The following is a 25846-nucleotide window of genomic DNA, read 5'->3' as shown; positions in this document are numbered from 1 at the left end:
ACTGCAAAAAGCAGATAGACAGGTGCAAACACTGAAAATCAAACATTCAGAGAACAAAATTTATAGGTGAGGATGCTGTGAAAGTTTTGGTTGTGGGGAATGGAGGTCGCGAACACGCGATCGCAAAAAAACTGCTAGAATCTACGCGGATTAAACAAGTCTTCTGCGTACCGGGCAACGGCGGCACAGCTACCACCAAAGGCTGTCAAAATCTGTCGCTCAACATCGACGACTTCCAAGGCATCGAACGCTTTGTGATGGTGAACAACATCGGACTCGTCATCGTGGGCCCAGAATTGCCCCTATCGCTAGGCATCGTTGACTACTTCCAACAGCGAAAACTGATGATTTTCGGCCCCACCAAAGCCGGCGCCCAAATTGAATCGAGCAAATCCTGGGCCAAAGAATTGATGCTCTCTTCAGGCATCCCAACACCCAAAGCTGCCGTATTTACAAACGCAGAAGCAGCCAAAGCCTACGTTGTGGAGCAAGGAATTCCCATAGTCATCAAAGCAGACGGACTCGCATCAGGCAAAGGAGTCACCGTTGCCACCACCGTCAAAATGGCTCACAGCGCCATCAACACCATTTTTCGAGGTGAATTCGGCACCGACAACATCCGAGTCGTCATCGAAGAATATGTAACTGGTCAAGAAGTTTCGATTCTCGCCCTTACCGACGGTATCACGGTGGAACCGCTGCTGCCGGCCCAAGACCACAAAGCGATCGGCGAAGGCGACAAGGGAGCCAACACCGGCGGTATGGGAGCCTACGCCCCAGCGCCCATTGTCACCCCAGAGCTCATGGAGAGGATTCAAACAGAAATTCTGGAACCCACCCTCGCCGCGCTGCAAAAACGCAACATCGACTACCGGGGCGTCCTCTACGCAGGTTTAATGATTACAGCGGAAGGAGAACCCAAAGTCTTAGAATTCAACTGTCGTTTCGGAGATCCCGAAACTCAAGCGGTTTTGTCCCTGCTGGAGACTCCTCTGGAAGATTTGGTGCTGGCTTGTTGTCAGCAGCGTCTCGGTGAATATTCCAACATTCGCTGGAAGTCGGGGGCTGCTGTGTGCGTAGTTTTGGCTTCGGGGGGCTATCCTGGAAATTACCAAAAAGGCAAAGTTATTACAGGTATTGAGGAAGCTGAAGCCAAAGGTGCAGAAGTGTTTCACGCCGGCACTCAGTTGAAGCAGCAGTTAGTTACCGAGGGCGGCCGCGTTTTGGGTGTGACTGCGACGGGGGAAACTTTGGAACAAGCTATAAACAAAGCTTACACAGCAGTAGATTGTATTGAATTTGAAGGGGTCTACTGTCGCCGGGACATCGGCCGTCGAGCGTTGGGCGATCAAAATTAGGAATTGCGACATCGACCGCCATCGGCAAGCCAAGCATTCTCAAAGTAGAAGTGTAACAATGAAGTTTGGTATCTCTGCGGTGGCGGTAGCGGACTGGTCGCTGCTGAAAATTCGATCGACCAAAAACTCTATTAAGCAAATCTACCTAATTAAACGTAAAATATCGATCGCTAAAAAGATTGCTGTGTATATCTTCTTCCGTCTTCCTTCTTCCGTCTTCCTTCTTCCGTCTTCCGTCTTCCGTCTTCCTTCTTCCGTCTTCCGTCTTCCGTCTTCCTTCTTCCTTCTTCCTTCTTCCTTCTACTTAATCTTGCTTTTAATATTAAACTGGTGAACTGGTAAAATGCTGGCCATACTAAACAAAATCGGAGAAATTATTGCCCGCTGGTGGTCGGATTTTACCCTCCAGACTCGCCTGATGGCCGGTGCTACCCTCGTAGTTTCGTTAATTATGAGCGCCCTGACTTTCTGGGCCGTGAATACTATCCAGCAAGATGCCAGACTTAACGATACTCGCTACGGCCGCGACCTCGGTTTGCTGTTATCGGCAAATGTGGCGCCACTGATTGCGAAAAACGATCGCTCAGAAGTTGCCCGTTTTTCCCGCCAATTTTACAGCAGCACCTCCAGCGTCCGCTATATGCTGTACGCCGACGAAGCAGGGGATATTTTTCTGGGAATACCTTTCTCGGAATCGGAGGTGCGCACTTCCCTGACGCTGCGCCGCCAAATTAAACTCCCGGATAATTTTATCGCCGACATTGAGGCGAGAAATTTGACTTCTTTGCCTTTGGTGCGGCAGCACTTAACGCCAGACGGAGAAGTGACTGATGTATTTGTACCGCTAATTCACGAAGATAAATATTTAGGCGTTTTGGCGATCGGCATTAACCCAAATCCCGCAGCAGTGATCTCTTCAAATCTGACTAGGGATGTCACTTTAGCAGTATTTGTCACCATTTGGGTGATGGTTATTTTGGGCGCTGTATTTAATGCCCTGACAATTACTCACCCGATCAAACAATTAGTATTTGGGGTAAAAAATATCGCGGGCGGGAATTTTAAGCAGCGAGTTGACCTGCCTTTGGGGGGAGAATTGGGCGAGTTGATTGGCAGTTTTAACGAGATGGCCGAGAAATTAGAAAGTTATGAAGAACAAAATATTGAAGAGTTGACAGCGGAAAAAGCGAAGTTGGAAACTTTGGTTTCAACTATTGCTGACGGGGCGCTGTTGCTGGATGCGAATTTGCAGGTGATTTTAGTTAACCCAACGGGGAGGCGGATTTTTGGATGGGAAGGTAAAAATGCGATCGGCATTAACGTCGTAAATATTTTACCTTCAGAAGTGCAGCGCGAGCTAGCAAGACCCCTGCAGGAAATAGCTGCGGGCGATCGCGAAGGCGGCGAATTTCGCATCTCAATCAGCGAACCAGTCAACCGTACCATACGGATTGTTTTAACTACTGTCATTCTGCACAAAGCATCCGACTCCGAACCACTGTGCAAAAGCTGCGTCCGCGATGAGGAAAATACCTGTACCGAGTCGGAACGCCCGAAGGCAATAGAGTGTACTTTCTACGAAGAAACCTCCAAACATCAAGGTTCTGGACAGTACCGCGAAAGTCTCAAAGGCATTGCAATGACAGTACAAGACATCACCCGCGAAGTAGAACTAAATGAGGCTAAAAGCAATTTTATCAGCAATGTTTCTCACGAATTGAGAACGCCTTTATTTAATATCAAATCTTTTATCGAGACTCTCCAGGAGTACGGAGAAGACCTTCAAGAAAGCGAGCGCCGGGAATTCCTAGAAATTGCCAATCGAGAAACCGATCGCCTCACCCGTTTAGTCAACGACGTGTTAGACTTGTCACGCCTAGAATCCTGCCGAATCTATCAACTAGACGCAGTTGACCTCCCGCAAGCTGTCGAACAAACCCTGCGGACTTATCAGTTAAATGCAAAGGATAAAGGAATTCAATTAGAGCAAGACGTTGACCCATTGTTGCCACCAGCTTTAGGTCATTACGATTTGCTGCTGCAAGTATTTGGGAATTTAGTAGGAAATGCCTTAAAATTTACGGAGTCCGGCGGCAAGGTCGGAATTCGAGCGTATTTGGTAGATTCGGACGTGGTGGCCGACAAAGACAGCGCATCCGGGAACCACAATTTGTCACCGAATACCAGAGATTTTCCGATAGTGCGGATCGAAATTTCTGATACTGGGATTGGCATAGATCCCGAAGACCAACAAGCAATTTTTGATCGCTTTTTCCGAGTAGAAAACCGAGTTCACACTCTAGAAGGCACCGGATTAGGTCTTTCGATTGTCAGAAACATTATTGACAAGCACCACACTAAAATCAATTTAGTTAGCGAAGTTAATGTGGGTACAACTTTCTGGTTTGACTTACCAGTTTATCAGCATAAACAATCACTAGATATGGAAAATGCTTGGCCGGTGGAAGCAAAGGTAGAGACTGAAACAAGTTCGACCCCAGCTAAAACTGTTTAATGGAAAATGAAAATTGAAATTCATGTTAATTAAGCTTCGACAGAAATTGTCTTAGCCTTAAGCGATGGTTCTGGGATGAGTTGACCATCATCTCGGAGGGTGTCAATATAAAGCTCAATTGCTTCTTTAATATTGTTTTCTGTTTCTTCAAGTGTCTTACCTGTAGAAATACAACCAGGCAAATCTGGAACATAAGCTGAATAGTTAGCGCTGGCCCATTCAAAGATTACAACATATTCTCTCATTATTCCTCTGGAAAGATCGCAATAACAACACTTCGGACAGTTTCATTGTTAACGCACTGGGCTAGAAACCCGGTTTCTACGAATTTTGCGACGAGGAACTATAAATCACGCAATAAACCGGGTTTCTGAGTTCAAAATTCTGTCGTGCGGTGGGGGCGGGTTTATAGATATTGTGGATCTATATGCAAGAAGTCTATTGTTGTTAATTTACCGGACAGGATAGGAAGCCCGATCGCACATTTCCCCAATTTCCCCTAAATTTCCCCTCGTTTACTCGTTTCCAGGGTTAGCGTGAAAACGAGTAAACGGGTAATTATATCAAGACCTAAGAAAGAGTTTTTCGAGCACGTTCCGATCGCTCTTCTGCGGTATCCATGACATCCGCCATTTTATCCACCATTTCCCCTGGATAATTTTCCAGTACCCGAGTAGAAAGCGAAATTCGGCCGCGACTTTCATCTAGATCAACCACCACGGCTTTCAGGGGTTGGCCTGGGGCAAAAACTTGTGCCAGGTTCTCAATATATTTTTGACTGACTTGCTTGATGTGTAGCAAACCGCTAACTCCTTCCAAGTCCACAAACACGCCAAAAGGCTTGATACTGCTGACTGTTCCTTCCACCAATTGACCGATTTCTAACTGACGGAAAGCAGAAGATTGAGTCGCCATCCGTTGCGAAAGTACGAGTTTTTCTCGTTCGCGATCGACTTCCAAGAAATTCACGGTCAAAGATTGACCAATTAGCGATTCTATGTTATCGCGTTGGGCTAAGTGCGATCGGGGAATAAAGCCGCGCATTCCCTCAACATCCACCGTCACGCCGCCCTTATTCGCGCCAGAAACCCGCACCTGAAGCACTTTACCAGTTTCCTGCAATGCAACTAAATCTTCCCAAGCTTGCTGAACTTGTAACTGTTTCAGAGACAGAGTAACTTGGCCGTTGGCATCTTGTTCGCGGATAATTAAAAAGTCCTGTTCCTCATCCAGCGGAACCACTTCCGACAAATCCGTAATTGTTCTCAAAGCAGCCTCTTCGATCGGCAAAAAAGCCGAAGACTTGCCGCCGATATCAACATACGCGCCGTTTGAGTCGTGCTCGAACACTTTACCACGCACTACTTGTCCCTTTTGAAACTCGTAATTGTGCTGTTCGAGGGCTTTAGCAAAATCATCCATCGAAAAAGATGCTTTTGCGCTTTGAGAACCTGTAGATTTGGAATTCATGTCAGTTTATTTGTCAGTTGTCAGTTGTTAATTGTCAGTTGTCAGTTGTCAATTGTCAGTTGTCAGTTGTTAGTAGAAAATTCTCCCCATCTCCCCATCTCCTCATCTCTAAACAGGTTGAAGTTCCTGTCGAAATAGCTCCTTCACCTGCACCCACGACTCGGCTGCTGCGGTAGCGTCGTAACTGCCGCGGTGGTCACAGAAGAAGCCGTGATCGGCATTGTAGCGGAAAATTAGGTGAGGAATACTGTGTTTTTCCAATTCTGTGGCAATTTGGTCAACTTGTTCTGAGGGAATGCTGGGGTCTTGAGTGCCAAAAAAGGCGTAGAGAGTGCCTTTAATGTCGGCTGTGCGATCGATCGTGGGGGCTCCGCGGGGGTATCCGTGGCGATACCAGCACCGTAGAACGAAGCTGTAGCCTTGATTCCGGGCAAAGTAGCGGCGAGGTAGGCGACGTGTCCGCCAAAGCAGAAACCGATGCAGCCAAAACCTTGTTGTTTGACGGATGGTAAGGTTTTGAGGTAATCGATGGCGGCTTGGATGTCGCTCAGCAGTTGGGATGCGGTAGTTTGTTCTTTGTATTCTTTGCCAATTTTGATAGCTTCGGGCGTGTAGCCGGTTTCAAAGCCGGGGGCTTGACGCTGGTAGATGGCTGGGGCGATCGCCACATATCCTTCCTTTGCTATTCTTTCAGTAACATCGCGGATGTGCGAGTTGACACCAAAGATTTCTTGAATGACAATAACTGCGGGAAATTCGCCGGAGGCGGCGGGTTGGGCCAGGTAAGCCGCAATTTGCAAATCTCCGTTGGGAATTGTGACGTTAGTTGTGTGAATTTCTGGGTTAGTCATAGGGAGTTTTAAGGTAGATGTCGCTCTATTGATTTTAAGTTGAGCGATCGCATTTTTATGCGATTTCACGGCTTAAAAGAATCGCTTGCATACTTTGACTCCCGATCGCGCTACTTTTTTGGACTTCTCTATGATACTTTACGAATCATAGGTGAAGTATTTTACTTCACACTGGATATATGTTGTGATATCTTTCCCACCAAATCAAATAAAAATGGCCTTGCAACTTTATGCCCCAGGCTCTAATAGTACCAGTAAATCTAAAACGAAAAGCCGTATCGTACTCCTCTAAACCTATTTCAATCCACCTAGTCTGAGCTTCTTTAACTAAAGTAGTTAGCTCTTGAGGATGATGTTTAGGTACACTTTTATCGCCTTTTGCAGGAGTCTTGTGCTCAAATAAAATTTCAGACCAAGTGGAGTTTTCTAGCAAGCTGAAATTTAAAAGTATTTGAGTATTCCATTCTTCTTCAGTCCAGCGTCTTTGCTCTTTCCATGACCACTCTCCCTCTAAATCAGATATGGTTGTACACCATGTCAAATTACAATCAAATGAAAACTTTTCTTCGCTAGGAATGTATACAGATTTGGTTCTGTCTGGTTGTTCTTGAACCTTTACAATTTTCAAATCAAGCTCTGGTATAGGTGCTATTTTCACAGTCTTAGTTGCCAAATTTTCGACACCAGACAAAAGTTTTACCGCTTTCGCCTTTTGCGCCTGGGCCTTTTGTTCTTGACGTAACCTTCTCTTCTGAGCTTTTGAAAGCTTGTCTGTCATAAACTGGAATAGTATTCGTGCATTGCAGCCAAGAGAATTACCTTATCGCATTTTTCTGTAGGCTTCAGATCGCCTCTAGCATCCTTCCATGGGGCTTCCATATGGGTTAATTCACTCAGCCACTGCGCGCTCTTTTCTTGCAGGGCATCAAGAACTTTGTCGATAGAGTCCTTCTGGTTGGGAGTGAGGGCATCAATGTCTCCGTCAGAAAAGGTATTTTTGTCTACCTTAAATTGGCCTCGATGATAGTCATAGATAACTGGAACTACAGGTCCATTAGCCCAAGCTTGGATATCGTCCTCGAACAACGGGTTTTCATCCCAAACAAGAGACCATGCTTGAGTGTAATACACAAGCTTCTGAAGCTTCATGGCAGTCATTTCACCAGCTTTAGTTAATATGTATTTCGCCACATCTACAGCCCGTGCCATAGTATCCCCCTTATAGTTTCTGGTACACTACTTTAGTATTGTATCATATTATATCATAATGGATTACATTTTCGGGAAACTGCTGCTTCAAAACTGGCATCACCGGACAAGGTTTTTGAGTTTGCAAATTCTCCGGTTTGTTCCAAGTAAAAGGCCCTTTATTCTCCGCCGCCATCCACAGTAAACTTTTTGCCCTAGTCATCGCTACGTAAAGCAATCTAAACTCTTCTGCTATTTTTAAATAACCTGCTTGTTCCCACGCTTCCCCGAGATTTGGTAAGGGATTTTTATCGTGCAAACTCGCTCTAATTTTTGCTCTCGCTACCTCTGCTAAAGTGAAATCTCCTAAAAATCTAGTTTGTGGCAAAACTCGCAAACTTCCGGGGATGGTTTGTTCGTGCAGAAACGGCAAAAATACGCAATCCCAATCTAAGCCTTTAGCTTTGTGCATGGTAATAATTGTGAGTTGACCTTTGCTGGTATAACGTTCTTCTATTTTGTCGTCTGCATCCACCGGTTCAAATCTTTCGGAACTGACAATTTCGCTCAATACGTCTAAAATATTGTGCATTGAATTGTTGCCGGCGGTTTGGATTGCTACTCGTTCTGCTAATTTGTCGGCGGTGGCTAATTCTGTTTGGTCGTATTGCAGCGCTAAGGCTAAAAATGAGATAATTTGGTAGGGTGGTAATTCTAAGCGTGCTTGCAGCAAACTGCAGCAAAAATAGTGGCATTTCTTTACGGGATCTGACTGCTGCGGGTCTAGGGGGCCTGGGTAGAGGAATTGTTCTGGGCTGGTGGTAAAGGCATTGTAGTCTTGTTTGGGGATGAGTTGCCGATCGCTCAAAATCTTTAAGGCTGCTTTCAGGTAATCTGGTGAGTGCGGGCGATCGAGAAATTGCAGCAGTGTTAAGATTTCCCAAGGTACTTGAGAATGTCTGTCGCGTTCTCCCACATCCTCAATTTTAATCCCGTATTTACGCAAATCAAAGCTTAATCCGTGTTTTTGCGGATTTTCTAGAACTTCTTTGATAAATTTGCCTTGTTTGTTTTCCCGCACCAAAACTGCCATTGATTTTAGATTTTCTAAGGGCAATTTGGGGCTATTTTCTGCATCCGGCGCTTCACCGCCTGATTCGATATTTTGGTCTGGGTTTACCCATTCAAAATCCGCAGGCAAAAATTCCTCAACCAACTCAATCACCCGCTTACCAATTAACTCAACGCTATGGTAAATATCCCTGGGATTACACAATTCTAAACCGCGCCCAATCGGAGCGGGATTTGCATTCTGCTGGGGGTCGTCGCTGGGAACGGGTTGAATAATTTGGTTGCGAAAAGGTTGTTCGGTTCCGGCTAATTCCGAGCGATTTACCCATTGCAACATAAAATTAGCTGCATCGATAATTATCTGGCTACTCCGCCCTGCGCCGTCCATTGTCGCCAACTTGTTTTCAACTTCGCAATCGTCACAAAATCTGTTAAAATAAATCGGATCTGCAGGAGTAAAAGTAGAATTTATCGCTTGATTTGGATCGCCAACTCTGATAAAATTCGCAGGTGAGTTAAGATTGTCTGGATCGATCGCCAATATTTGCAAAAGTTCAGTCTGCAAAGGTGTAGAATCCTGGGCTTCGTCCTCGAAAACGGCAAATACTTGCTTTTGCTCGATCGCCCTTGCTCCCGGATTTTTCAACACCCGCAAAGCTGCTAAAATCATCTCGTCGTAATCGATAAATTCTCGACTCCTCAACAAAGTCTGATATTTTTGATATAAACCGCCAGCTACGGCTAAAATTTCATAAGCGTCGCCCGAATCTTCATCGCTGATTTCTAACAACTCTTGGGGAGACAAACCAGAAGATTTCGCCTCGTGAATCACAGTTTTAGCTAACTGCGGCAAAATCTCCGTCCGCAAAACCGATTGTCGCCGCAGTCTCTCCGTTTCCTCTCCATCGAATTGCTGTCCTTCTAGCAAAACTTGATATCGGCGGGGATTTTCGGCGATCCAAAGTTCTACACAAGTGCGAATTAATCGGTGACTTTGAGTGGGAGTCACTAAGGTAGAATTTTCTAAATTTAAACCCGATAAATCGGGGTGGCGCATGGCAATGTTTAAAGCTAAACCGTGCAATGTGTGTACTGCAAAACCACCTTGAGATAAAGACAATTCTGCCAATCTTTGGCGAATTTTAGCTTTAATATTAGCAGCAGCCGATCGCGTAAATGTCACCACAATTAACTGGCGGCGGTTGTGCAGCCGGTTGCGGGCGATCGCAATTGCGGACGCAGCAGCCATTCCCGTAGACTTCCCGGCCCCTGGAACGGCGGAAACGGCAAGGGGGCCGCCTGTCCAATCCGCCATCTCGTGCTGGCCCTTACGCAGGCTGTCACGAATTTTACCGCAAGCTACAGCCAAAAAAGCCGCCGGCTCTAACTCGGAGAAATTGCTGTCAGGGCGATCGATCTCGGTTGGCGATCGGCTAAAATCAGGATCAAATTCATCAGTCATTATTACATCCGCGTTTATCTGCGTTCATCTGCGGTTAAAAATCTAAAAATCTTCAACCTCTACCGTTTCCATTTTTGTATCAGGTAAACTAACGCTATCTATTCGAGCTTAAATTAAAACCAGCATAAAATTCAAGACCCAAGCCTTTTTTATAGGACAAACCCTCAATGAAAACTCACCTCAAAACCAATTCCCCGCCCCACAAGCCAAACCCAAACCCAACCCACAGCAGCACAACTCGTTTTGCTGTGGCGGTATTCTTAAGTTTATCTTCAGCCATTGCTTTACCGAGTTGTGGAGGAGCTATGACCAGCAGCAGCGCTCCAGCCGACGCAGATTCATCCAGCAGCCGCGAAAGCCAAATGGCCGCATCTACGCCCCAACCCCCACCCGCCTCAATCACCAGACAAGGCGCACAGTCAAAAACTTCTGCTGTATCAAAAACAGCACCCCCAGAAACTCCAGCAACTCCTCCCCAACTGATTAAAAAAGCCGAACTCAGTGTCGTTGTCAAATCAATTGACACTAGCAGTAAATCTGTTACCGAGATTGTGAAAAAGCAGCAAGGCGATGTCTTAGGTTTCCAAAACCAAAAGCCACCGGATTCTAGTATCCGCCAAACCGCAACGGTGGAGATTCGGGTACCTCAAGCAAAGTTAGAAACTACTTTAGATGCTTTGGCCAAGCTCGGAAGTGTACAGAACCGAGGGCTTACGGCTGAGGATGTTACTACTCAATTAGTTGATAATGACGCTAGGCTGAGGAATCTTCGCAAATCGGAAGAAGTTGTGTTAAAAATTATGGAGCGATCGGGTTCTGTGGGGGATGTACTGAAAGCTGCTCAAGAGTTGAGCAATATTCGGGAGTCTATTGAGCGCATTGACGCTGAGTTAAAAAGTTTGCGGAATCAAGTGGCCTATTCAACTATTAACTTAACTCTAGAAGCAGCAGTATCGGCTCAGCAAGATCCCGAACCTTCTCTCGGTTTGCGGATGCAGGAAACTTGGGGACAAGCGACTCATTCTGTGGGCGAATTGACGCTTGGTTTGTTTGCTTTGGGTATTTGGATGTTGGCTTACAGTCCTTATTTCCTGGTAATTGGGGCTGCGGCTTACGGTTTTAATCGATTTAGGAAACAGCATTCTGTTCCGAAAATTCAAGAACCGAAACCGCCTAATTAGTCATGCAGAAGGAAGAAGGAAGAAGGAAGAAGGAAGAAGGAAGAAGGAAGAAGGAAGAAGGAAGAAGGAAGAAGAAAGAAGCTTGTAGGGTGTGTCGCTTGCAGAACATTTTGGGAGCAAATCGAATATCTGGTAGCGACGCACCAAGCGCGGAAATATGACGATCGCTCGATCGCACTTCATATCATTCCCCATCGCCAATCGAAAATGGCATAAGGTGCGTCGCGACGAGATTGTCGATATTTGTTTAGGGATTTTCGCTCGCAACGCACCCTACTAATTACTGATGACTAATGACCAATGACCAATGACTACTGACTAATGACCAATGACTAATCGTCTATTTGCCATCCATCTTTGGTATAATCTTCATCCACAATCTTCTTCGGCCGCATCACCAGCACAACTCGCCCCAAAACTGCAATATCTGGGGATGTTTCAAACCAGTGCAATTCTAAATTTCCGCCGTTATCTGCGAGGAAATAACTGTCAGCATCCCACTGTCTTTGGGCGCGATCGGCAATAATCAAAACTTCTTCAACTTTACCTTCGAGCGGTACCGGCAATCGATCGCTCATTTCCAAAACCGCCACCGGATCTTCCGCGTTCAAAATTACCTGCCATCCAGGAATCGCCACCCAAGCTCCTGCTCCCGAAAATTTTACCATTCGGAACGGCCAGATTTCCTCCGGCAAAGGCACTGCCAGCAAATCTGACGTAGAAAGCGGCAATTTGCCCACCACGGGGACAATCCGTGGCAATTGTTCCTCAGAATCGAGCCGATAGATTGGCAATCGGGGCGCAGCCCGCCTCGCAACTACTGTAAAATCGACCAACAACTGCTCGATTTGTGCCCTAGCACTTTGGCTACTAGCTAATTTTAGGCCGCGAGCAATTAAGCGCGATCGCTCTTGCAAATCGCTTTTCTGTCTCGCCAACTGCCAACACTGGTAAGCTACAGCATCCCCAGGAGTGTCTGTAAAGCCCTGCGGCAGACTCCCGAAGTGCGAAAACTCTTTGATCGCTTTGGCAACTTGGCGAGCATCGTCAACATCCAAATTTTGGGCTAGCATCAAAGCTGCCGCACCAGCCCGCTCTGCTTGAGAGAGAATCCGAAACTCGTATAAAATGTCACTACCTTTCCGCAGAAAGTGCGATCGAACTTCTTCCGAAGCGCCAGCATTGACCATGCTGGTGTAAACTTGGGCTGCAACGCCGACCTGATTTTGCTGAATTGGCTCAAAACCAGTTTGTTCAAAAATCTGCTGAGAATTGCAGCCCGCTTGCAGCAGAGCCGTGCAGGCCTGTCCCCACTCTACCCAAGTGCCTTCCTTGCGGCGGAGCGATCGAATTAACTTTTCGACATCCACAGCATTCGTGGAGGGTGCAGATGCAGGAGCGGAGGAATCTTGAGGTGTATCAGTCATAATTGAATCAAAAATCAGCGCTAATTTATGTGTGATTCGATATCAGCAAGGATCGTGTCGCTGCATAGCGATCGATGGATAGAGTGAGTTATGAGACTATTGTTACAGAATAGTTGCTCACCTAAATTTGCCAAGGGGAGTTTATCGTATTGTTATGGATAATGCCATTCCAGAGCTAGATCAAATTAAACGCCAGCTCATGACCCTACACCGACCGAAAAAACCCAAAATGCTGGTAGTAGACGATGAACCAGACAATCTGGATTTACTCTACCGCACTTTCCGACGAGATTTTAATGTGCTCAAAGCTGAGAGCGGGATTCGCGCCTTGGAAGTCCTCGGCATCGAGGGCGAGGTCGCCGTCATCATTTCCGACCAGCGAATGCCAGAAATGAAGGGAACGGAATTTCTCAGCAAGACCGTGCCACAGTTTCCGAATACTGTCAGAATTATCTTGACTGGTTTTACGGATATTGAAGACTTGGTGGATGCGATTAACTCCGGACAGGTTTACAAGTATATCACCAAGCCTTGGGACCCGAACGAATTGAAAATGGTGGTGCAAAAAGCGGCCGAGACCTATGAAGTTCTCAAGCAGCGGACTGAGGAATTGCACCGCGCCCAAAATCAAATACAACTGTTAGCAACAATCATGCAAACGGCTATGGATTATCCGAGTGTGGAAGCAAGTTTAGAGCCAATTGCTACTGCTGTGAGCGATAATTTCTTGGCGGACGCTTGTATTTTGCAACTGGTGGAAGGAACTGTTTTAATGCCAACCCAAGGCACTCACAGCAGCGGCCAAATTGTGGAAAATTGGCTAGCAGATGACCCTCTGGTTCTAGAGGCAATCTCCTCTCAAACTATGCAGGGTGCTGTGAATATTACGACCGACGCAGCCCTAGCGAGTCTGCCGCACTATCAAAAATCTGGCATTCAAGCTCACCTCAGCGTCCCAGTAGTTCACAAAGGTCGATCGATCGCCATGATGTCCCTCCAGTGGAAGCAACCTTGTTCCCTGCGCCCCGACGAACTCACAACAGTTCACCTCGCCGCTCAACAAGTTGCTTTGGTATTGACGAGTTTTCAGGATAAGTAGTCATTGGTCATTAGTCATCAGTCATTAGTCATTAGTTATGGATTATTTGACCGATAGACCGTAAACTTTCCCCCAGACAAAAAGCGAAATTACTGGCTTTCTTACTTGTGCGGTCGATCGCAAATCCCAATTTTTTACATTTAAATCTTTCTTCCCTCTTCCCTCTTCCTTCTTCCCTCTTCCTTCTTCCTAATGACTAATAACTCAGAACAAATTAAAACTATATTTAATCGAATTGCACCAGTTTACAACCAAATGAACGACTGGTTGAGCTTGGGGCAGCACCGGATTTGGAAGCAAATGGCGGTCAAATGGAGCGGTGCCGGCCCCGGAAATACTTGTTTAGACTTGTGCTGCGGTAGCGGGGACATAGCATTGCTGTTGGCAAGACAAGCAGGGTCTACCGGTTGCGTATTTGGAGTAGATTTTTCCGCCGCACAATTGGCAGTTGCGGGCCAGCGCGATCGACCTTTTCTCACCCCTGCAAGTCCCATTACCTGGGTAGAAGCTGATGCCCTAGACTTGCCTTTTGCCGACAATTACTTCGACTGCGCCACAATGGGTTACGGCCTCCGCAACGTGACGGACATCCCCCGCAGTCTTCAGGAACTGCACCGCGTCCTCAAACCGGGCGCCAAAGCAGCTATTCTCGACCTCCACCGCCCCAGCAATTCCCTCATGCGGAGCTTTCAGCAGTTTTATCTCGACAGTCTCGTGGTGCCCATTGCTCAGCAATTTGGGATGACTCAAGAATATGCCTACATTAATCCTAGTTTAGAAAAATTCCCGATCGGCGAGCAGCAAGTCGCGATCGCCCACCAAGCCGGATTTGCCACCGCCACCCACTATCCCATTGCCGGAGCTATGATGGGAGTATTGGTCATTAGTCATTAGTCATTAGTCATTAGTCATTGGGAATTGGGAATTGGTTATTAGAAAAATCACTAACAAGTAACCATTAACTATTACCCATTACCCATGCCCCATGCCCCATGCCCCATGCCCCATGCCCCATGCCTCCGCTTCGCTTCGCCCAATTCCCAATTCCCAATTCCCCAATTATTGATGAACCCGTCTGATATTTGGCTGTTGTTTGCCCCACCTGTAGTGGGAGGAATTATTGGCTATTTCACCAACGATATAGCTATCAAAATGCTGTTCCGCCCCTATCGACCTATTTATATCAAAGGGCGGAAGTTACCTTTCACTCCCGGCTTAATCCCCCGCAACCAAGAACGCTTAGCAAAGCGAATTTCCGACACAATTATGGGTTCGCTGCTGACGCCGCAGGAACTGCAAAAATTAGCACGTCGCCTCCTGCAAACTGAGCGGATGCAGTCGATAATCCTCTGGCTGTTGCAGTTGGCGCTGGATCAGGTAAAAGCAGACGCAGAGCAAAAAACCGCTAAAATTCTTGCTAACATTCTGCGAGATTTGTTGGGGGAATCTGTGCCGCGAATTCTCAAAGTTTTGGCGCGCCGGGAAGATTTTTTAGAAGCTCAGCTCAATCAAATTTTTGACCAAGTTTTGCTGGAAATTCAGTTAACTGAAGCTCAGGCGGGCCAGTTGGCTGATTGGCTGTTGCAGATAGTAATACCGCCGGAAGTGCTGCGGCAGGCTTTGATTGACTTTTTGACCGATCGCAATATTTCGATCATCGATGAAGGGTTTCGAGAAAAAAGCAGCGGCACCTATTGGGTAGTAGCAAATTTGTTTGGTTTGCGTAACACTTTAACTCGGCTGCGGACTTTTTGTCTAGATGACAGACAAGTCACAAATCAGCGGTTAGCAGAGTTAACTGTTTCTTTGGGAATTCGCGGGCGACTTCAGGAATGGCTGCAAAATTTGTCGATGCAAAACTTACCGGTTTCGACGGTGAGACAGTTGCGAAAAACTATGCGCGACAGCGTTCGTAGCTACGTTCAAGAGCGGGGTACGGAGGTACTTGATGGGTTGAGCAAATCTATTGACTGGGAAAATATTTCGCGGTTGATTCTCAATCGATTGCAAACTTCAGCGGTGATGAGCGCTTCGCTGGAAATTGTCAGCAAAGAACTGGCTTTGGTTTTAGAGCGATATCTGGAGCGGGATTTAGAAAATATTGTAGCTCAGGCTATCCCGATTTTGAATATCGACCAGGTGATTGTCGATCGAGTAAAAGGTACTTCTCCCGAAGATTTAGAGTTAGCAATTCAGGGAATCGTCAAAAGCGAATTGCAGGGAATTGTAAATTTAGGAGGGGTTTTGGGCATTTTCGTCGGCTGTTTGCAGACAGTTGTGCTTTTGCTTCAGCGGTGATTTATTGCGGCAGTTTTGAGATCATTGTTGTAGTATGATATTTATCACAGAACTTGCGCGCACATAAGACCGGGCGGTTGAAACCGCTTCTTTTCAAACAAAACCCGACGGGAGCGGGTTGAAGACTGAGCGATTACAATTAGGTTATTTTATTCATTCCGCTTGGAGTGGGATTTGTTTGTGTAGATGCGGTTTCAACGGTACGTCCGATCTAATTTACTTATTTATTAAATTTATGGCAGCCCCAAATTCGGACGATCGCCCGTACATCCCCAAAAACCCTCGCAACCTCAGCCGCCAACAATACGAGCGTTTAACCGCAGAAATCGCCGCTCCCTATCGGCCTTTGCGACAGTTTGTCTACGTAGCTTGTGGCGCTTCCGGCTTCATCGGCGGCGTGGTTTTCCTCGCTAAAATTGCCTCTGGCCGGGAAATTGGCTCTGCTTTGCCCAATTTTGCCCTGCAAGTGGGAGTCGTGGCTCTGATGGTGTTTCTGTTTCGCCTGGAGCAGCGCGCCGAAGCCCGATCGCCGAAGTCGAAGTAACAAAAATTTACAAATAGACACAAAAATATATCTGAGGCAAGCAAAAGTTATAAAGATAAAGAAATTATTACGAAATCCTGGGAAAGCGATCGATCCCTGTAATTATGAAGAGGTTGGTTGAATTGGGGTCAGCAAATTTAAAGACCCTAATCATAAACCGTTTCTAACTCGTTCAATTGGGGTCAGCTTGGATAAAGACCCTAAATATACAAAACAAATTTAAGCCCAGCGCCAGCCTTCAATTAGAGAAGAGTTGGCGCTTGGTGTTTTTGTGGGAATCTGGGATTGGGCTTCGGGGAAATTGGGGAAAATTCAAGTCTCGATCGAGTTTTGTGTAAATTTTATGTTTGATTTTATACTTAAGTGTTGGGACGATCGCATCCCGAAGGCGTTTCCCGAACCAATTTGCCAGTGCAGTAACTAATTAGATGTGCCAAAGTCGAAGTAGAAAAAGATGTTGGGAGATTTTACTATGGGGCGGTCATTTTTCAAAGGGCGGTGGACGTTATTTGTAGCAGCAGGTGCGGGAATTCTATTTTACAGCAGTGCTGCGGTGGCTGCCGAAAAGGTAGTGCTCAAATACAGTGTGATCCGAATGACTTTACCAGTCAGTGAATTAGAAGTTTTTGCAGAAACTGGGAAAATGTCGCCTGGGTTAGAAATGCTGCTGGGAAAGGCAAAAAAAGACCCCGAAACACTACGCCGTTATCTGACCAGGCCGGTTAAAGTCAATCCAAGGTTTTTGGATCGGACGCTGAATAGTAAAGTTGGAGAAGTGATTCTTGATGAGGTTGGTCAGGTAATTCGGACTCCTTCTGGGAATGCAAATCGAGAAGCTTTGCGATCGGCATTGGTGCTATCTGCAACTAATGATAACGAGATTACGTTGCTGGAAACAATGAAGAATTATCCGACTCCAGAAGTTTACGTTGAGGGCGATCGCTTAGTTGAAGCTTACGGTAAACTTGTAGTTTTGTCAGAACAATTGGGCGGCGTTTCAGAACGGCTCCAAGACATTTTGAACAAGATTCGTCTGCCGAGATTGTAGCGGATTTTGTCAACCGGGGTTGATTTGGGTGATCGCACCATGTTTCGCAACCTGCATAAATTACACCAAACTCACATTTTATTTTTGCAAAATTTCCTGATTTTAACACGAGTCTAAAACAAGAATGCAGCGGTAGACAAGCTCCAAACCCGACGGGAATCAGTCAGTCCCAAATCTCAAATCGAAAAATGGCAAATCTCACATCGTCTAATTTTGCTCTAAAATCTATCTCAAGATAGATGTTCGACAGTTAATAAAAAGTTTATAGGGAGAAATCATATTTTTGTTTAGGAAAGTTTTTTGAGAAAAAAATGCGGGCAAGAGCTTCTGTATTCCCCACAAACAGAAATACGATCGGCTGGACATTACAGATTATGTATCTTAAGATATGGAAATGCTGTCAGAGTCAGGCGCTTGCAGAAAAACGACCAGTCATTAGTAAGCTCGTGCTATCACAGATAACATTACACAACGCATTCCCCCAAACTTTTGACTAAAAAAAGTTAAAAACGGAAAGGGTGAGAGACTGGATTAATTAACAGCACCTCACATCCAAATAAAATCGTACTTTTCAGGGTAGTACACTTTCATTCCATCGACTCTATATACTGGCTAACACTAGCAACATGAAAAACAATCCTATTCGTCCAAAAGACCGTTTCTTGGTTTTCGGCGCTCCGGCGATCGAAGATGCTGAAATTCAAGAAGTGGTGGCAACCATGAAAACAGGTTGGTTGGGTACGGGCCCGAAAGTCAGGCTTTTTCAAGACGAATTCAATGCTTACAAGGGTTCCCAGTACGCGGTTGCGGTTAATTCCTGTACGGCGGGACTGCACTTGAGCGTCCTCGCTGCTGGCTTGCAACCTGGGGATGAAGTCATTACTACTCCGATGACTTTTTGCGCTACAGTTAATGCGATTATTCACGCTGGAGCAACACCGGTACTGGCGGATGTAGATCCGGTGACAATGAATATTGACCAGGCTCAAGTCGAAGCTAAAATAACTCCAAAAACTAAGGCAATTTTGCCGGTTCACTTCGCCGGTCGTCCCTGCGATATGGATGCGCTTTGTTCCATTGCTAGCCGTCACAATTTGAAGTTGATTGAAGACTGCGCTCACGCGATCGAAACACAGTACAAGGGACGGAAAGCAGGCACTTTTGGCGACTTCGGATGTTTCAGCTTTTATGTTACCAAAAACATCACGACGGGCGAAGGAGGAATGATTATCGTCAAGAGTCAAGAAGATACCGACAGGCTTAACATTTTAGCGCTGCACGGTATGAGCAAAGATGCTTGGAAGCGCTTCAGCGACTCGGGTTACAAGCACTACGAAGTGGTGGAAGTCGGCTTTAAATACAATATGATGGATCTGCAAGCTGCGATCGGCATTCATCAATTAAAACGAGTCACCCCTTATTGGCAGCGGCGGGAGCAGATTTGGCAGCGCTACAACGAAGCATTTGCGGATCTGCCGATTACTTTGCCCGCAAGCCCCGAACCGGACACAATTCATGGTTATCACCTGTACACAATTCTGGTAGACGAAGCCAGAGCAGGAATCAGTCGCGACGAGTTTCTCAACGCTATCAATGCTGAAAATATCGGTGTCGGCGTACATTACATGAGTATACCGGAACATCCTGTCTATCAAAAAATGTTTGGATGGCAGACCGAAGACTATCCTCATGCTCGCTACATCGGACGTCATACAGTTAGCTTGCCGATTTCAGCAAAATTAACAGATGCAGATGTTGAAGATGTAATTGCTGGTGTTACAAAGTGTTTGGCGATCGGCAAAACTCAGAATTATATTCTGGCAACAGCAGGCTAAATTCCTGAAATAGGATGATTGCTTCGATCCTTCAGAGTCAATCATCCTACTCCTGATTCCTGACTCGTGATCTCAAATCAGGTTGCATCAAAATGATTAGCTTTATTCGTAGGTAATTGGTATCTAAACCTACCTAAAACAACCGAATACCCAGATCCCTACAGCACTTAAAGAAGTCGGGGATAAGACAGCGAGATCGCTGTTTACGTTTAATTAGGTTGACCTACTTAATGATACTGACCACTTTGAGTAATATTGCAGATTAATGTTATGTTAAAATTGAGTGCTGTATTCCCAATACATTCGACTAACCGAGGCATCAGCGGCGTATTTTTTTCAGTGTGCAAAGAATGGCAAGGCCCTGAACTGAAGGCTCGCATGGTTGTTCCAAGTTGCGATCGCGAGTGTCGTGGCCCCAATGTAGTTGAAGCAATTCCATCATTTCTGAAAAACCTATATTACCGCAGTCCTAGTCTTCCGATCGTCAAGACAGAGAAGCGTTTTCTCAAAGATCTCAAAGATTTTGATGTTGCCTACTTGTGGCCTGGTCTCTCAGTAGATATTGCAAAGAACGTTTACAAGCACAACAAGCCTATTTTTGAGGAGCAAGTTAATTGTTATCAAAGCAAAGCTAAGAGAATCCTTGACGATGCTTACTCTCGCTTGGGATTGGAACCTCAACACACAATTACCGCAGAAAGCATTCAGAATGAAAAGGAAAAACTCAAGGTAATTGATTTTCTGTTTTGTCCTAGTCCGATCGTAGCAAAATCGTTTCAAGCAGCCGGAGTTCCTGAAGAGAAAATACTTGTAACGACAGAAGGTTGGTCGCCTCAGCGTTTCCCCAATTATCAATTCCAGAAACCGCCCAAGGAGGAAGTTAACGTCCTTTTCTTGGGTTTTGTCTGCGTCCGCAAAGGGGTTCATCTGCTGTTGCGGGCTTGGGAGCTAGCTGGGATTAAGGGAACGCTGACAATTTTTGGATCGATCGAGCCTGCGATCGCTCAAACTTGCAGTCATTGGCTGAAACGTCCTGATGTAGTTCACTTTGATCATGCTGTGGACTACAGTTCTGCCTATCGCGAAGCTGACTTTTTTGCCTTTCCCAGTCTTGAGGAAGGTAGCGCACTCGTCATCTATGAGGCAATGGGTCATGGTTTGCCAATTCTTGCTTCGCCGATGGGAGGAGGCGGTATTGTGCGTGATGGCATTGACGGCATAATTCTTGAACCCTACGATACTGACGCCTGGGTGGAGGGACTGCGAAAATTATCTAATTCTCCTGATTTGCGGGCTAAGATGGGAGCCGCCGCCCGCCAGCGAGCTTTGGAGTTGACTTGGCCGCAAGTTGCTGCTAGGCGTCGAGAGCAGATTCTCCAAAAAATGAAGATCAAATAAAAACTAAATAGCCCCGGCGCTGATGTCAAAGCATTCTCCCCTGCAATATTGAACTCCGAAGTTGAGAGTTCACTCACGTAGCATATTGGAGGGGATAGGGGCGGAATTTGACGTTGAATTTCACAAACCATTACAATCTCTGGTCTTGCTACGCTCAGTAAGCCAAAGTTTCTAAAGTTTCGCGCAGATAAGAGCGAACCCGCTGATCGATGGTGACATTTTGCTGCTGACTCTCAAAATTGAGTTCTAGCTGCCAGCGTTGAAATCCTGAGCTTGCGCCGATCGCAGATTTGAGACTGCCCCAGATTTCAGAATCTTTGCAAAGCTCGATCGGCTCTACGGCTTGAGGTTCTTGTGCGATCGGTAGATAATTCGCCATATTGTTATACCTCTGTTTTAATCCCCTGTAAGGATTGAAAGCTTACCTTGACTCTCTCTATTATAGATTCTTCTCTCCAAATAGCCAACCTAAAATATCCACAACTTGCGATTAAAAATTCAATATTAAGACTATTAATAATTTCAATCTGAGCCTGGGCATTAGCTATTTTTTTGACTGCATACATTTGTCGAAAGTGAAGTAGCTTAAACTACACTTTTTTGCCTCTTTATTTTTAATTTTACTTTTTGATCTACTTTTGGGGTAGAGATGTAGCGCCGTTGGTGTCAGCAGGTTCTGGGTTGACTATACTGCTGGGTGACGAATTTTTGATGATTTCTGCTGGTGGGATTGACTCTGTGGGTGCACGGGGAGTGACAGTTTTCTCGCCCGCAAAAGCAGGCAAAAGTCGATCGACTTGCCAACCTGCGATCGTAAAATCCTGCCTAATTTTTTCTAAAACATGAGGCTTTGTCGCTGCAAATTCTGATTCCGCTGTCAGCAAAACAGCCATCACACTAGCAGACACCTGCAAAAACAAATTGCTAGCTAAAAAAGCCGAAGCTGCCAACAACAATCCAGCCCACCGCCAGGAAGGAGGAAACGGAGCCACCCCAGCAGCCAGGGGAGCAAATCGGTATATCTGCCACAAAATTACTGCTAGCAAAACAGCGACAAAAAGAGCAAGTCCTTGATTTAACTTAGTTTTAAACCGAGTCAGAATCTGCTGCTGTGAAGGTGTTAAATTCTGTGGTTTCACCGCCACAACTAAAATACTAAAAATGTAAAAAGGGCGGAACAACTGCATCCAAAGCACAGGAGCAATACCTGCTACAGCCACTAAAAACACTTCTAACCAGACAGGGAGCATGGGAGAACCCACTGCGAGTCCCAGCAAGCACAGTCCGAGGAAAATCGGCAACGCAGCCGCCCCAGAAAGGTGAATCCACAAGAAAGGATCTGACCAAAAAGAACGCACTTTAATTAATTATTAGTTATGAATTTTTAATTTTTAACTTTGAGCTTTTTGGATGCACTCTTGACTCTGAAACCAGGTGCGAGGAGTAAATATTTAGCGGTCAAACCGAAGACTTCTGATCATAAATCCGGTTTCTTTCGGTAATTCTTACTGGAGTGACCGAATTTTGAATTTTAAGCAAGAGTAAAGACGATTAGGAAGTTCCTTCTGCCAACTATCAACTGTCAACTACCAACTACCAACTGCCAACTATCAACTGCCAATTGCCAACTGCCAACTGCCAACTGCCAGATGAGTTTTGGAATATTGAGTGAAGAGAATAGTTAAGAGCTAGAGGCCATTTAGTGCCCTTCACTCAAAACTTCTCTTCCAACTCAACACTCACAACTCAAAACTATTGAGATAGCGTGCGGCGCTTAGTAACCATCCGGTAGGCTTCAATCAGATCGCCATCCGCCCAGTCGCTAAACCCGCTCAAGGAAATACCGCATTCGTATCCAGTATTGACTTCCTTGGCATCTTCCTTCATCCGTTTGAGGGAGTCGAGGACACCTTCGTAAACGACATTGTTGCCGCGGCGCACCCGAACCTTACAGTTACGGACGACCTTGCCTGAGAGTACATAACATCCAGCCACAGCCCCGCGACCGATCGCAAAGACAGCACGGACTTCCACTTGACCCAGAGGTTCTTCCACCAGTTCGGGTTCCAGCAGACCTTCCATTGCCCCTTGAATGTCATCCAAGAGGTTGTAGATGATGCTGTATTCCCGCACGTCAACGCCCGCTTGGTCGGCTGCTTGGCGAGCGCCGGTAGCGAGATTAGTATTGAACCCGATAATCACACCATTACTGGCGGCGGCGAGGTCAATATCCGTTTCAGTGACTTCTCCTGGAGCAGATAGCAGCAGTCGGAGTTGAACTTCTTTTTGAGGAAGTTGAGTCAGAGCGCCGACAATTGCTTCGAGGGAGCCTTGGACATCTGCCTTCAAGATCAAGTTGAGTTCCTTAAGAACGCCTTCCTTAGCTTGTTGAGAGAAGCCGCTGAGGCTGATCCGGCCGCCTTGCAGCAGACGGGAATCTCGTTGGGATGTAGCTCTTCCGCTGGCGATCGCCGCTGCTTCTTTTTCGTTGGCGAAGACATCAAACTCGTCTCCAGCGCGAGGAACTTCCCGTAAGCCCAGCACTTCCACCGCGAAGGATGGAGTTGCTTGCTCTACATGAGCGCCCCGGTCATCGATCATTGCCCGCACCCTGCCCAGAGCAGAGCCTGCGACCACAATATCGCCCACTCGCAGAGTACCGTTCTGCACCAACAGAGTTGCCACAGGCCCTCTTGCCTTGTCGAGGTGAGCTTCAATCACCGTACCCTTAGCAGGTCGGTTGGGGTTAGCGTAGAGGTCTTCCATTTCCGCGACTGTCAGAATCATTTCCAACAGCGTATCGAGGTTTTCGCCTCGAATAGCGCTGACTGGAACCATCGTGATATCACCGCCCCAGTCATCTGCGACCAAGCCGTACTCAGTCAGCTCTTGCTTCACCCGTTCCGGCTGAGCGCCCTCCTTGTCAACTTTATTAATAGCCACGACAATTGGCACTTTTGCCGCTTTCGCGTGACTGATAGCTTCAATTGTCTGAGGTCGCACGCCGTCGTCCGCCGCCACCACCAAGATGGCGATGTCAGTAACCCGCGTTCCACGAGCCCGCATTGCTGTAAAGGCTTCGTGGCCCGGTGTATCCAAAAATACAACCTGCTGGCTCCTGCCTTCGTGTACCACATCCACGTGGTAAGCACCGATGTGCTGAGTAATCCCCCCAGCTTCTCCCTGAGCCACCTTTGTTTTGCGGATCGAGTCGAGCAACGTAGTTTTGCCGTGATCCACGTGACCCATAATCGTTACCACTGGCGGACGGCGCTGGAGGTATTCCATATCGGTGGCGTCCAGCATCTCGATCAGTTTTTCTGCTGGGGCCACCTTTTCTGGAGTTTCTACCTCTACACCCATTTCTTCGGCTACCATCCTCACCGCTGGAATGTCCAGGGTTTCGGTAATATTGACCGCAATACCTTTAGAGAACAACCGCTTAATAATTTCGGTTTCGGGAACAGCCAAAGTAACTGCTAGTTCTTGAACGGTCATCGGTCTGCTCAGTAGCAGTTTTTCTGGACGTTCTACCTTAGCTTCGGCTGTTTTACCCCGGTTGCCGCGTCCCCCGGAAGAACTAGAAGAGCTCTTATCGTGAGAAGGGCCTGGTCTCTTATTTTTGCCACTGCTGCCGGGTGCGCCCGGAGTTGGTGTTGACTTAGGTGGTGCTGGGGTTTTCGCTTTAGCTGGGCGGGCTAGGGACAGGCTGACCGTGACCGGTGCTGGCATATCCAAGCCGTTTTCTAAGTCATCGTCATCCTCGTCAATTGGTTTGAGGCGAGAACGTGCCTGCTTGACCTTTTTGGCAGCTTTGGCAGCATCTGAGTTTTCGTCATCATCTTCTTCCCAAACGACCTGGGTCTTTTTGCGAGGAACAGGCAGTGTCGGCCTGGTGAGGAGAGGAGTATCCAGCAACGGCGTATCGTCTTCGAGATCGTCTCCGTCTTCTCCTGTGGTTGCGCTGTCACCGCCCCGGCTCCGCAGCCCGGCGGCTGAAGTTGCGGGGGCAAGGCTCCGGCGTGGGCCTTGTTGGGGTCGATCGGCAAGTGCCGTTTTAACTGGCCCACCAGCACCTGGGCGAGGTCTTTGGGCGTCGCTACCTCCTGGTGCAGGTCTGCTGGGGCGGCTCGGTTTCGCCGGCGCTTCCAGAGTTTCTCCCTGTTCTGATTGTTCTTGCTCAGTTCTGGCAAGTTTCAGTACGGGCTTGTTTCCCAGATTTGGGGCGTTGCGCGTCGCCGAGTCCGACGCTCCTCTGACTGGCGGCGACGTGAGTTTTGCCCCGGGCGGCGCTGGAGGGGCGACCGGCGGGCGCTGGGTGCGTTCGGGAGCCTTGGACGACGGCGGTTGTTGAAGTGCCGCAGGTGCTTGAGCCTCGGCGGTTACTTCATCGGCGATCGCACCTACTGTTTCCGACACTGTTTCCGACACTGTTTCCGACACTATTTCCGACACTGTTTCTGAAGGAGCCGCCGAGACAGCGACATTTGGCTTCGACAGTACAGGTCGATTGATATTTGGTTTAGCTGGAGACTGGAGTTGTTGAGAGGCGGGCGATTTGGGAGGAGTTGCCACGGTGGCCCCAGGCTGGGTTTGTTGCTCCTCGTTGCCCGCAGGCTGGGATGAAGCACCAGCCGGCCGTACTTTTGGACTGCGTATTTCTAAAATTTGCTGCTTTTTTTGTTGGTCGTTAGGGTGAGGGCCAGATTCTCTAGATGGCGCTGCTGCTCTTTCGGTAGGAGCTGGCTTGCCGGGGGAAGAGTGGCTGGCTACGTATTTTTCCGCTGTTTTGCGAATGCGTTCTGCTTCTGATTCTGTAATTGTGCTGCTGTGGCTCTTGACTGAAATATTGAGCCGCTCGCAAACTGCCAAGATGTCTTTATTATCCAAATTTAGTTCCCGTGATAATTCGTAAATTCTTACTTTGCCGTTGTTCATCCACTCTGCCCTCTTTTGTGCCAACCAGTTTTTACATTTTGATTTTTTGTTCTAATGACGACATCATTCGCTGTGATTGATTCAGTGTCAGGAATCGGGGTTTTGGTACTCGCTCAGCAATTTGATCTAAAAGATGCAACTGGCTGAACTCTGCGGTTGTAGA

The 25846-nt window shown here is 47.0% G+C and carries 20 protein-coding genes and 1 pseudogene; 11 read left to right on the top strand and 10 right to left on the bottom strand.

Annotated elements, in window-relative coordinates; all coding sequences use genetic code 11:
- The first annotated feature begins 77 nt into the window (after nucleotides 1-77).
- Both purD and K4039_RS11170 read left to right on the top strand, forming a co-directional pair.
- On the top strand, nucleotides 78-1358 hold the full coding sequence (gene purD / locus K4039_RS11175) for a phosphoribosylamine--glycine ligase (RefSeq protein ID WP_265235251.1): 1281 nt from the start codon (nucleotides 78-80) through the stop codon (nucleotides 1356-1358).
- A gap of 343 nt (nucleotides 1359-1701) precedes the next feature.
- Nucleotides 1702-3873 (top strand): HAMP domain-containing sensor histidine kinase, encoded by a 2172-nt coding sequence (locus K4039_RS11170; RefSeq protein ID WP_265235250.1) that lies wholly within the window; start codon nucleotides 1702-1704, stop codon nucleotides 3871-3873.
- Nucleotides 3874-3902: 29 nt separating this feature from the next.
- Here K4039_RS11170 and K4039_RS11165 read toward each other — a convergent pair whose 3' ends face one another.
- The 6 genes and pseudogenes from K4039_RS11165 to K4039_RS11140 all read right to left on the bottom strand — a co-directional run bounded on the left by K4039_RS11165 (nucleotide 3903) and on the right by K4039_RS11140 (nucleotide 9915).
- Entirely contained in the window at nucleotides 3903-4118 is a 216-nt protein-coding gene (locus tag K4039_RS11165) for a type II toxin-antitoxin system HicB family antitoxin (RefSeq protein ID WP_265235249.1), read from the bottom strand.
- Between the two features lie 325 nt (nucleotides 4119-4443).
- A complete protein-coding gene (locus K4039_RS11160; RefSeq protein WP_265235248.1) occupies nucleotides 4444-5343 on the bottom strand; it encodes a S1 RNA-binding domain-containing protein in 900 nt (299 codons plus the stop codon).
- A 108-nt stretch (nucleotides 5344-5451) separates the two neighbouring features.
- Nucleotides 5452-6194: pseudogene (locus K4039_RS11155) on the bottom strand (dienelactone hydrolase family protein).
- A 166-nt stretch (nucleotides 6195-6360) separates the two neighbouring features.
- Nucleotides 6361-6972 (bottom strand): hypothetical protein, encoded by a 612-nt coding sequence (locus K4039_RS11150; RefSeq protein WP_265235247.1) that lies wholly within the window; start codon nucleotides 6970-6972, stop codon nucleotides 6361-6363.
- Nucleotides 6969-7403, bottom strand: coding sequence for a Panacea domain-containing protein (locus K4039_RS11145; protein WP_265235246.1), 435 nt, complete (start codon nucleotides 7401-7403; stop codon nucleotides 6969-6971). The genes K4039_RS11150 and K4039_RS11145 overlap by 4 nt, the downstream gene beginning before the upstream one ends.
- Nucleotides 7404-7446: 43 nt before the next feature.
- A complete protein-coding gene (locus K4039_RS11140; RefSeq protein ID WP_265235245.1) occupies nucleotides 7447-9915 on the bottom strand; it encodes an ATP-dependent helicase in 2469 nt (822 codons plus the stop codon).
- A gap of 167 nt (nucleotides 9916-10082) precedes the next feature.
- Between K4039_RS11140 and K4039_RS11135 the strand changes: the two genes are divergently transcribed.
- Nucleotides 10083-11096, top strand: coding sequence for a DUF4349 domain-containing protein (locus K4039_RS11135; protein WP_265235244.1), 1014 nt, complete (start codon nucleotides 10083-10085; stop codon nucleotides 11094-11096).
- Between the two features lie 2 nt (nucleotides 11097-11098).
- A complete protein-coding gene (locus K4039_RS11130) occupies nucleotides 11099-11257 on the top strand; it encodes a hypothetical protein (protein WP_265235243.1) in 159 nt (52 codons plus the stop codon).
- A 171-nt stretch (nucleotides 11258-11428) separates the two neighbouring features.
- Here K4039_RS11130 and K4039_RS11125 read toward each other — a convergent pair whose 3' ends face one another.
- The gene (locus tag K4039_RS11125; RefSeq protein WP_265235242.1) at nucleotides 11429-12523 is read right to left on the bottom strand and encodes a RuBisCO accumulation factor 1; all 1095 of its coding nucleotides are present in this window, start codon (nucleotides 12521-12523) and stop codon (nucleotides 11429-11431) included.
- Nucleotides 12524-12677: 154 nt separating this feature from the next.
- On the opposite strand from K4039_RS11125, the gene K4039_RS11120 reads away from it, so the two are divergent.
- The 7 genes from K4039_RS11120 (at nucleotide 12678) to K4039_RS11090 (ending at nucleotide 20745) form a co-directional block, all read left to right on the top strand.
- Nucleotides 12678-13622 carry a response regulator gene (locus K4039_RS11120; RefSeq protein ID WP_265235241.1) on the top strand — a complete coding sequence of 315 codons (945 nt, stop codon included), beginning with the start codon at nucleotides 12678-12680 and terminating at the stop codon, nucleotides 13620-13622.
- 192 nt (nucleotides 13623-13814) lie between these two features.
- Nucleotides 13815-14516: a bifunctional demethylmenaquinone methyltransferase/2-methoxy-6-polyprenyl-1,4-benzoquinol methylase UbiE gene (gene ubiE, locus K4039_RS11115; RefSeq protein WP_265235240.1), complete on the top strand. Its 702-nt coding sequence runs from the start codon at nucleotides 13815-13817 to the stop codon at nucleotides 14514-14516.
- A gap of 171 nt (nucleotides 14517-14687) precedes the next feature.
- Nucleotides 14688-15920, top strand: a complete 1233-nt coding sequence (locus K4039_RS11110) for a DUF445 domain-containing protein (protein WP_265235263.1) — start codon at nucleotides 14688-14690, stop codon at nucleotides 15918-15920.
- Between the two features lie 235 nt (nucleotides 15921-16155).
- Nucleotides 16156-16464 carry a DUF3493 domain-containing protein gene (locus tag K4039_RS11105; protein WP_265235239.1) on the top strand — a complete coding sequence of 103 codons (309 nt, stop codon included), beginning with the start codon at nucleotides 16156-16158 and terminating at the stop codon, nucleotides 16462-16464.
- Between the two features lie 472 nt (nucleotides 16465-16936).
- Nucleotides 16937-17512, top strand: coding sequence for an alpha/beta hydrolase (locus K4039_RS11100; RefSeq protein ID WP_265235238.1), 576 nt, complete (start codon nucleotides 16937-16939; stop codon nucleotides 17510-17512).
- A 626-nt stretch (nucleotides 17513-18138) separates the two neighbouring features.
- Nucleotides 18139-19347, top strand: coding sequence for a DegT/DnrJ/EryC1/StrS aminotransferase family protein (locus K4039_RS11095; protein ID WP_265235237.1), 1209 nt, complete (start codon nucleotides 18139-18141; stop codon nucleotides 19345-19347).
- Nucleotides 19348-19617: 270 nt separating this feature from the next.
- Nucleotides 19618-20745 (top strand): glycosyltransferase family 4 protein, encoded by a 1128-nt coding sequence (locus K4039_RS11090; protein ID WP_265235236.1) that lies wholly within the window; start codon nucleotides 19618-19620, stop codon nucleotides 20743-20745.
- A gap of 154 nt (nucleotides 20746-20899) precedes the next feature.
- Here K4039_RS11090 and K4039_RS11085 read toward each other — a convergent pair whose 3' ends face one another.
- From K4039_RS11085 to infB, 3 genes are all read right to left on the bottom strand, one after another.
- Nucleotides 20900-21124: a hypothetical protein gene (locus tag K4039_RS11085; protein WP_265235235.1), complete on the bottom strand. Its 225-nt coding sequence runs from the start codon at nucleotides 21122-21124 to the stop codon at nucleotides 20900-20902.
- A gap of 253 nt (nucleotides 21125-21377) precedes the next feature.
- The gene (locus K4039_RS11080) at nucleotides 21378-22103 is read right to left on the bottom strand and encodes a low-complexity tail membrane protein (RefSeq protein WP_265235234.1); all 726 of its coding nucleotides are present in this window, start codon (nucleotides 22101-22103) and stop codon (nucleotides 21378-21380) included.
- 394 nt (nucleotides 22104-22497) lie between these two features.
- Nucleotides 22498-25683, bottom strand: a complete 3186-nt coding sequence (gene infB, locus K4039_RS11075) for a translation initiation factor IF-2 (RefSeq protein WP_265235233.1) — start codon at nucleotides 25681-25683, stop codon at nucleotides 22498-22500.
- Nucleotides 25684-25846 lie beyond the last annotated feature (163 nt).

The organism is Lyngbya sp. CCAP 1446/10 (assembly GCF_026130175.1).
Taxonomy (GTDB): domain Bacteria; phylum Cyanobacteriota; class Cyanobacteriia; order Cyanobacteriales; family Microcoleaceae; genus Microcoleus.
This window is presented reverse-complemented; position numbering and strand designations above follow the sequence as displayed.

Coding starts and splice junctions, on each gene's coding strand:
- K4039_RS11170 (WP_265235250.1), top strand. CDS start 1,702: ATGCTGGCCATACTAAACAAAATCGGAGAAATTATTGCCCGCTGGTGG.
- K4039_RS11165 (WP_265235249.1), bottom strand. CDS start 4,118: ATGAGAGAATATGTTGTAATCTTTGAATGGGCCAGCGCTAACTATTCA.
- K4039_RS11160 (WP_265235248.1), bottom strand. CDS start 5,343: ATGAATTCCAAATCTACAGGTTCTCAAAGCGCAAAAGCATCTTTTTCG.
- K4039_RS11150 (WP_265235247.1), bottom strand. CDS start 6,972: ATGACAGACAAGCTTTCAAAAGCTCAGAAGAGAAGGTTACGTCAAGAA.
- K4039_RS11145 (WP_265235246.1), bottom strand. CDS start 7,403: ATGGCACGGGCTGTAGATGTGGCGAAATACATATTAACTAAAGCTGGT.
- K4039_RS11140 (WP_265235245.1), bottom strand. CDS start 9,915: ATGACTGATGAATTTGATCCTGATTTTAGCCGATCGCCAACCGAGATC.
- K4039_RS11135 (WP_265235244.1), top strand. CDS start 10,083: ATGAAAACTCACCTCAAAACCAATTCCCCGCCCCACAAGCCAAACCCA.
- K4039_RS11130 (WP_265235243.1), top strand. CDS start 11,099: ATGCAGAAGGAAGAAGGAAGAAGGAAGAAGGAAGAAGGAAGAAGGAAG.
- K4039_RS11125 (WP_265235242.1), bottom strand. CDS start 12,523: ATGACTGATACACCTCAAGATTCCTCCGCTCCTGCATCTGCACCCTCC.
- K4039_RS11120 (WP_265235241.1), top strand. CDS start 12,678: ATGGATAATGCCATTCCAGAGCTAGATCAAATTAAACGCCAGCTCATG.
- ubiE (WP_265235240.1), top strand. CDS start 13,815: ATGACTAATAACTCAGAACAAATTAAAACTATATTTAATCGAATTGCA.
- K4039_RS11110 (WP_265235263.1), top strand. CDS start 14,688: ATGAACCCGTCTGATATTTGGCTGTTGTTTGCCCCACCTGTAGTGGGA.
- K4039_RS11105 (WP_265235239.1), top strand. CDS start 16,156: ATGGCAGCCCCAAATTCGGACGATCGCCCGTACATCCCCAAAAACCCT.
- K4039_RS11100 (WP_265235238.1), top strand. CDS start 16,937: ATGGGGCGGTCATTTTTCAAAGGGCGGTGGACGTTATTTGTAGCAGCA.
- K4039_RS11095 (WP_265235237.1), top strand. CDS start 18,139: ATGAAAAACAATCCTATTCGTCCAAAAGACCGTTTCTTGGTTTTCGGC.
- K4039_RS11090 (WP_265235236.1), top strand. CDS start 19,618: ATGTTAAAATTGAGTGCTGTATTCCCAATACATTCGACTAACCGAGGC.
- K4039_RS11085 (WP_265235235.1), bottom strand. CDS start 21,124: ATGGCGAATTATCTACCGATCGCACAAGAACCTCAAGCCGTAGAGCCG.
- infB (WP_265235233.1), bottom strand. CDS start 25,683: ATGAACAACGGCAAAGTAAGAATTTACGAATTATCACGGGAACTAAAT.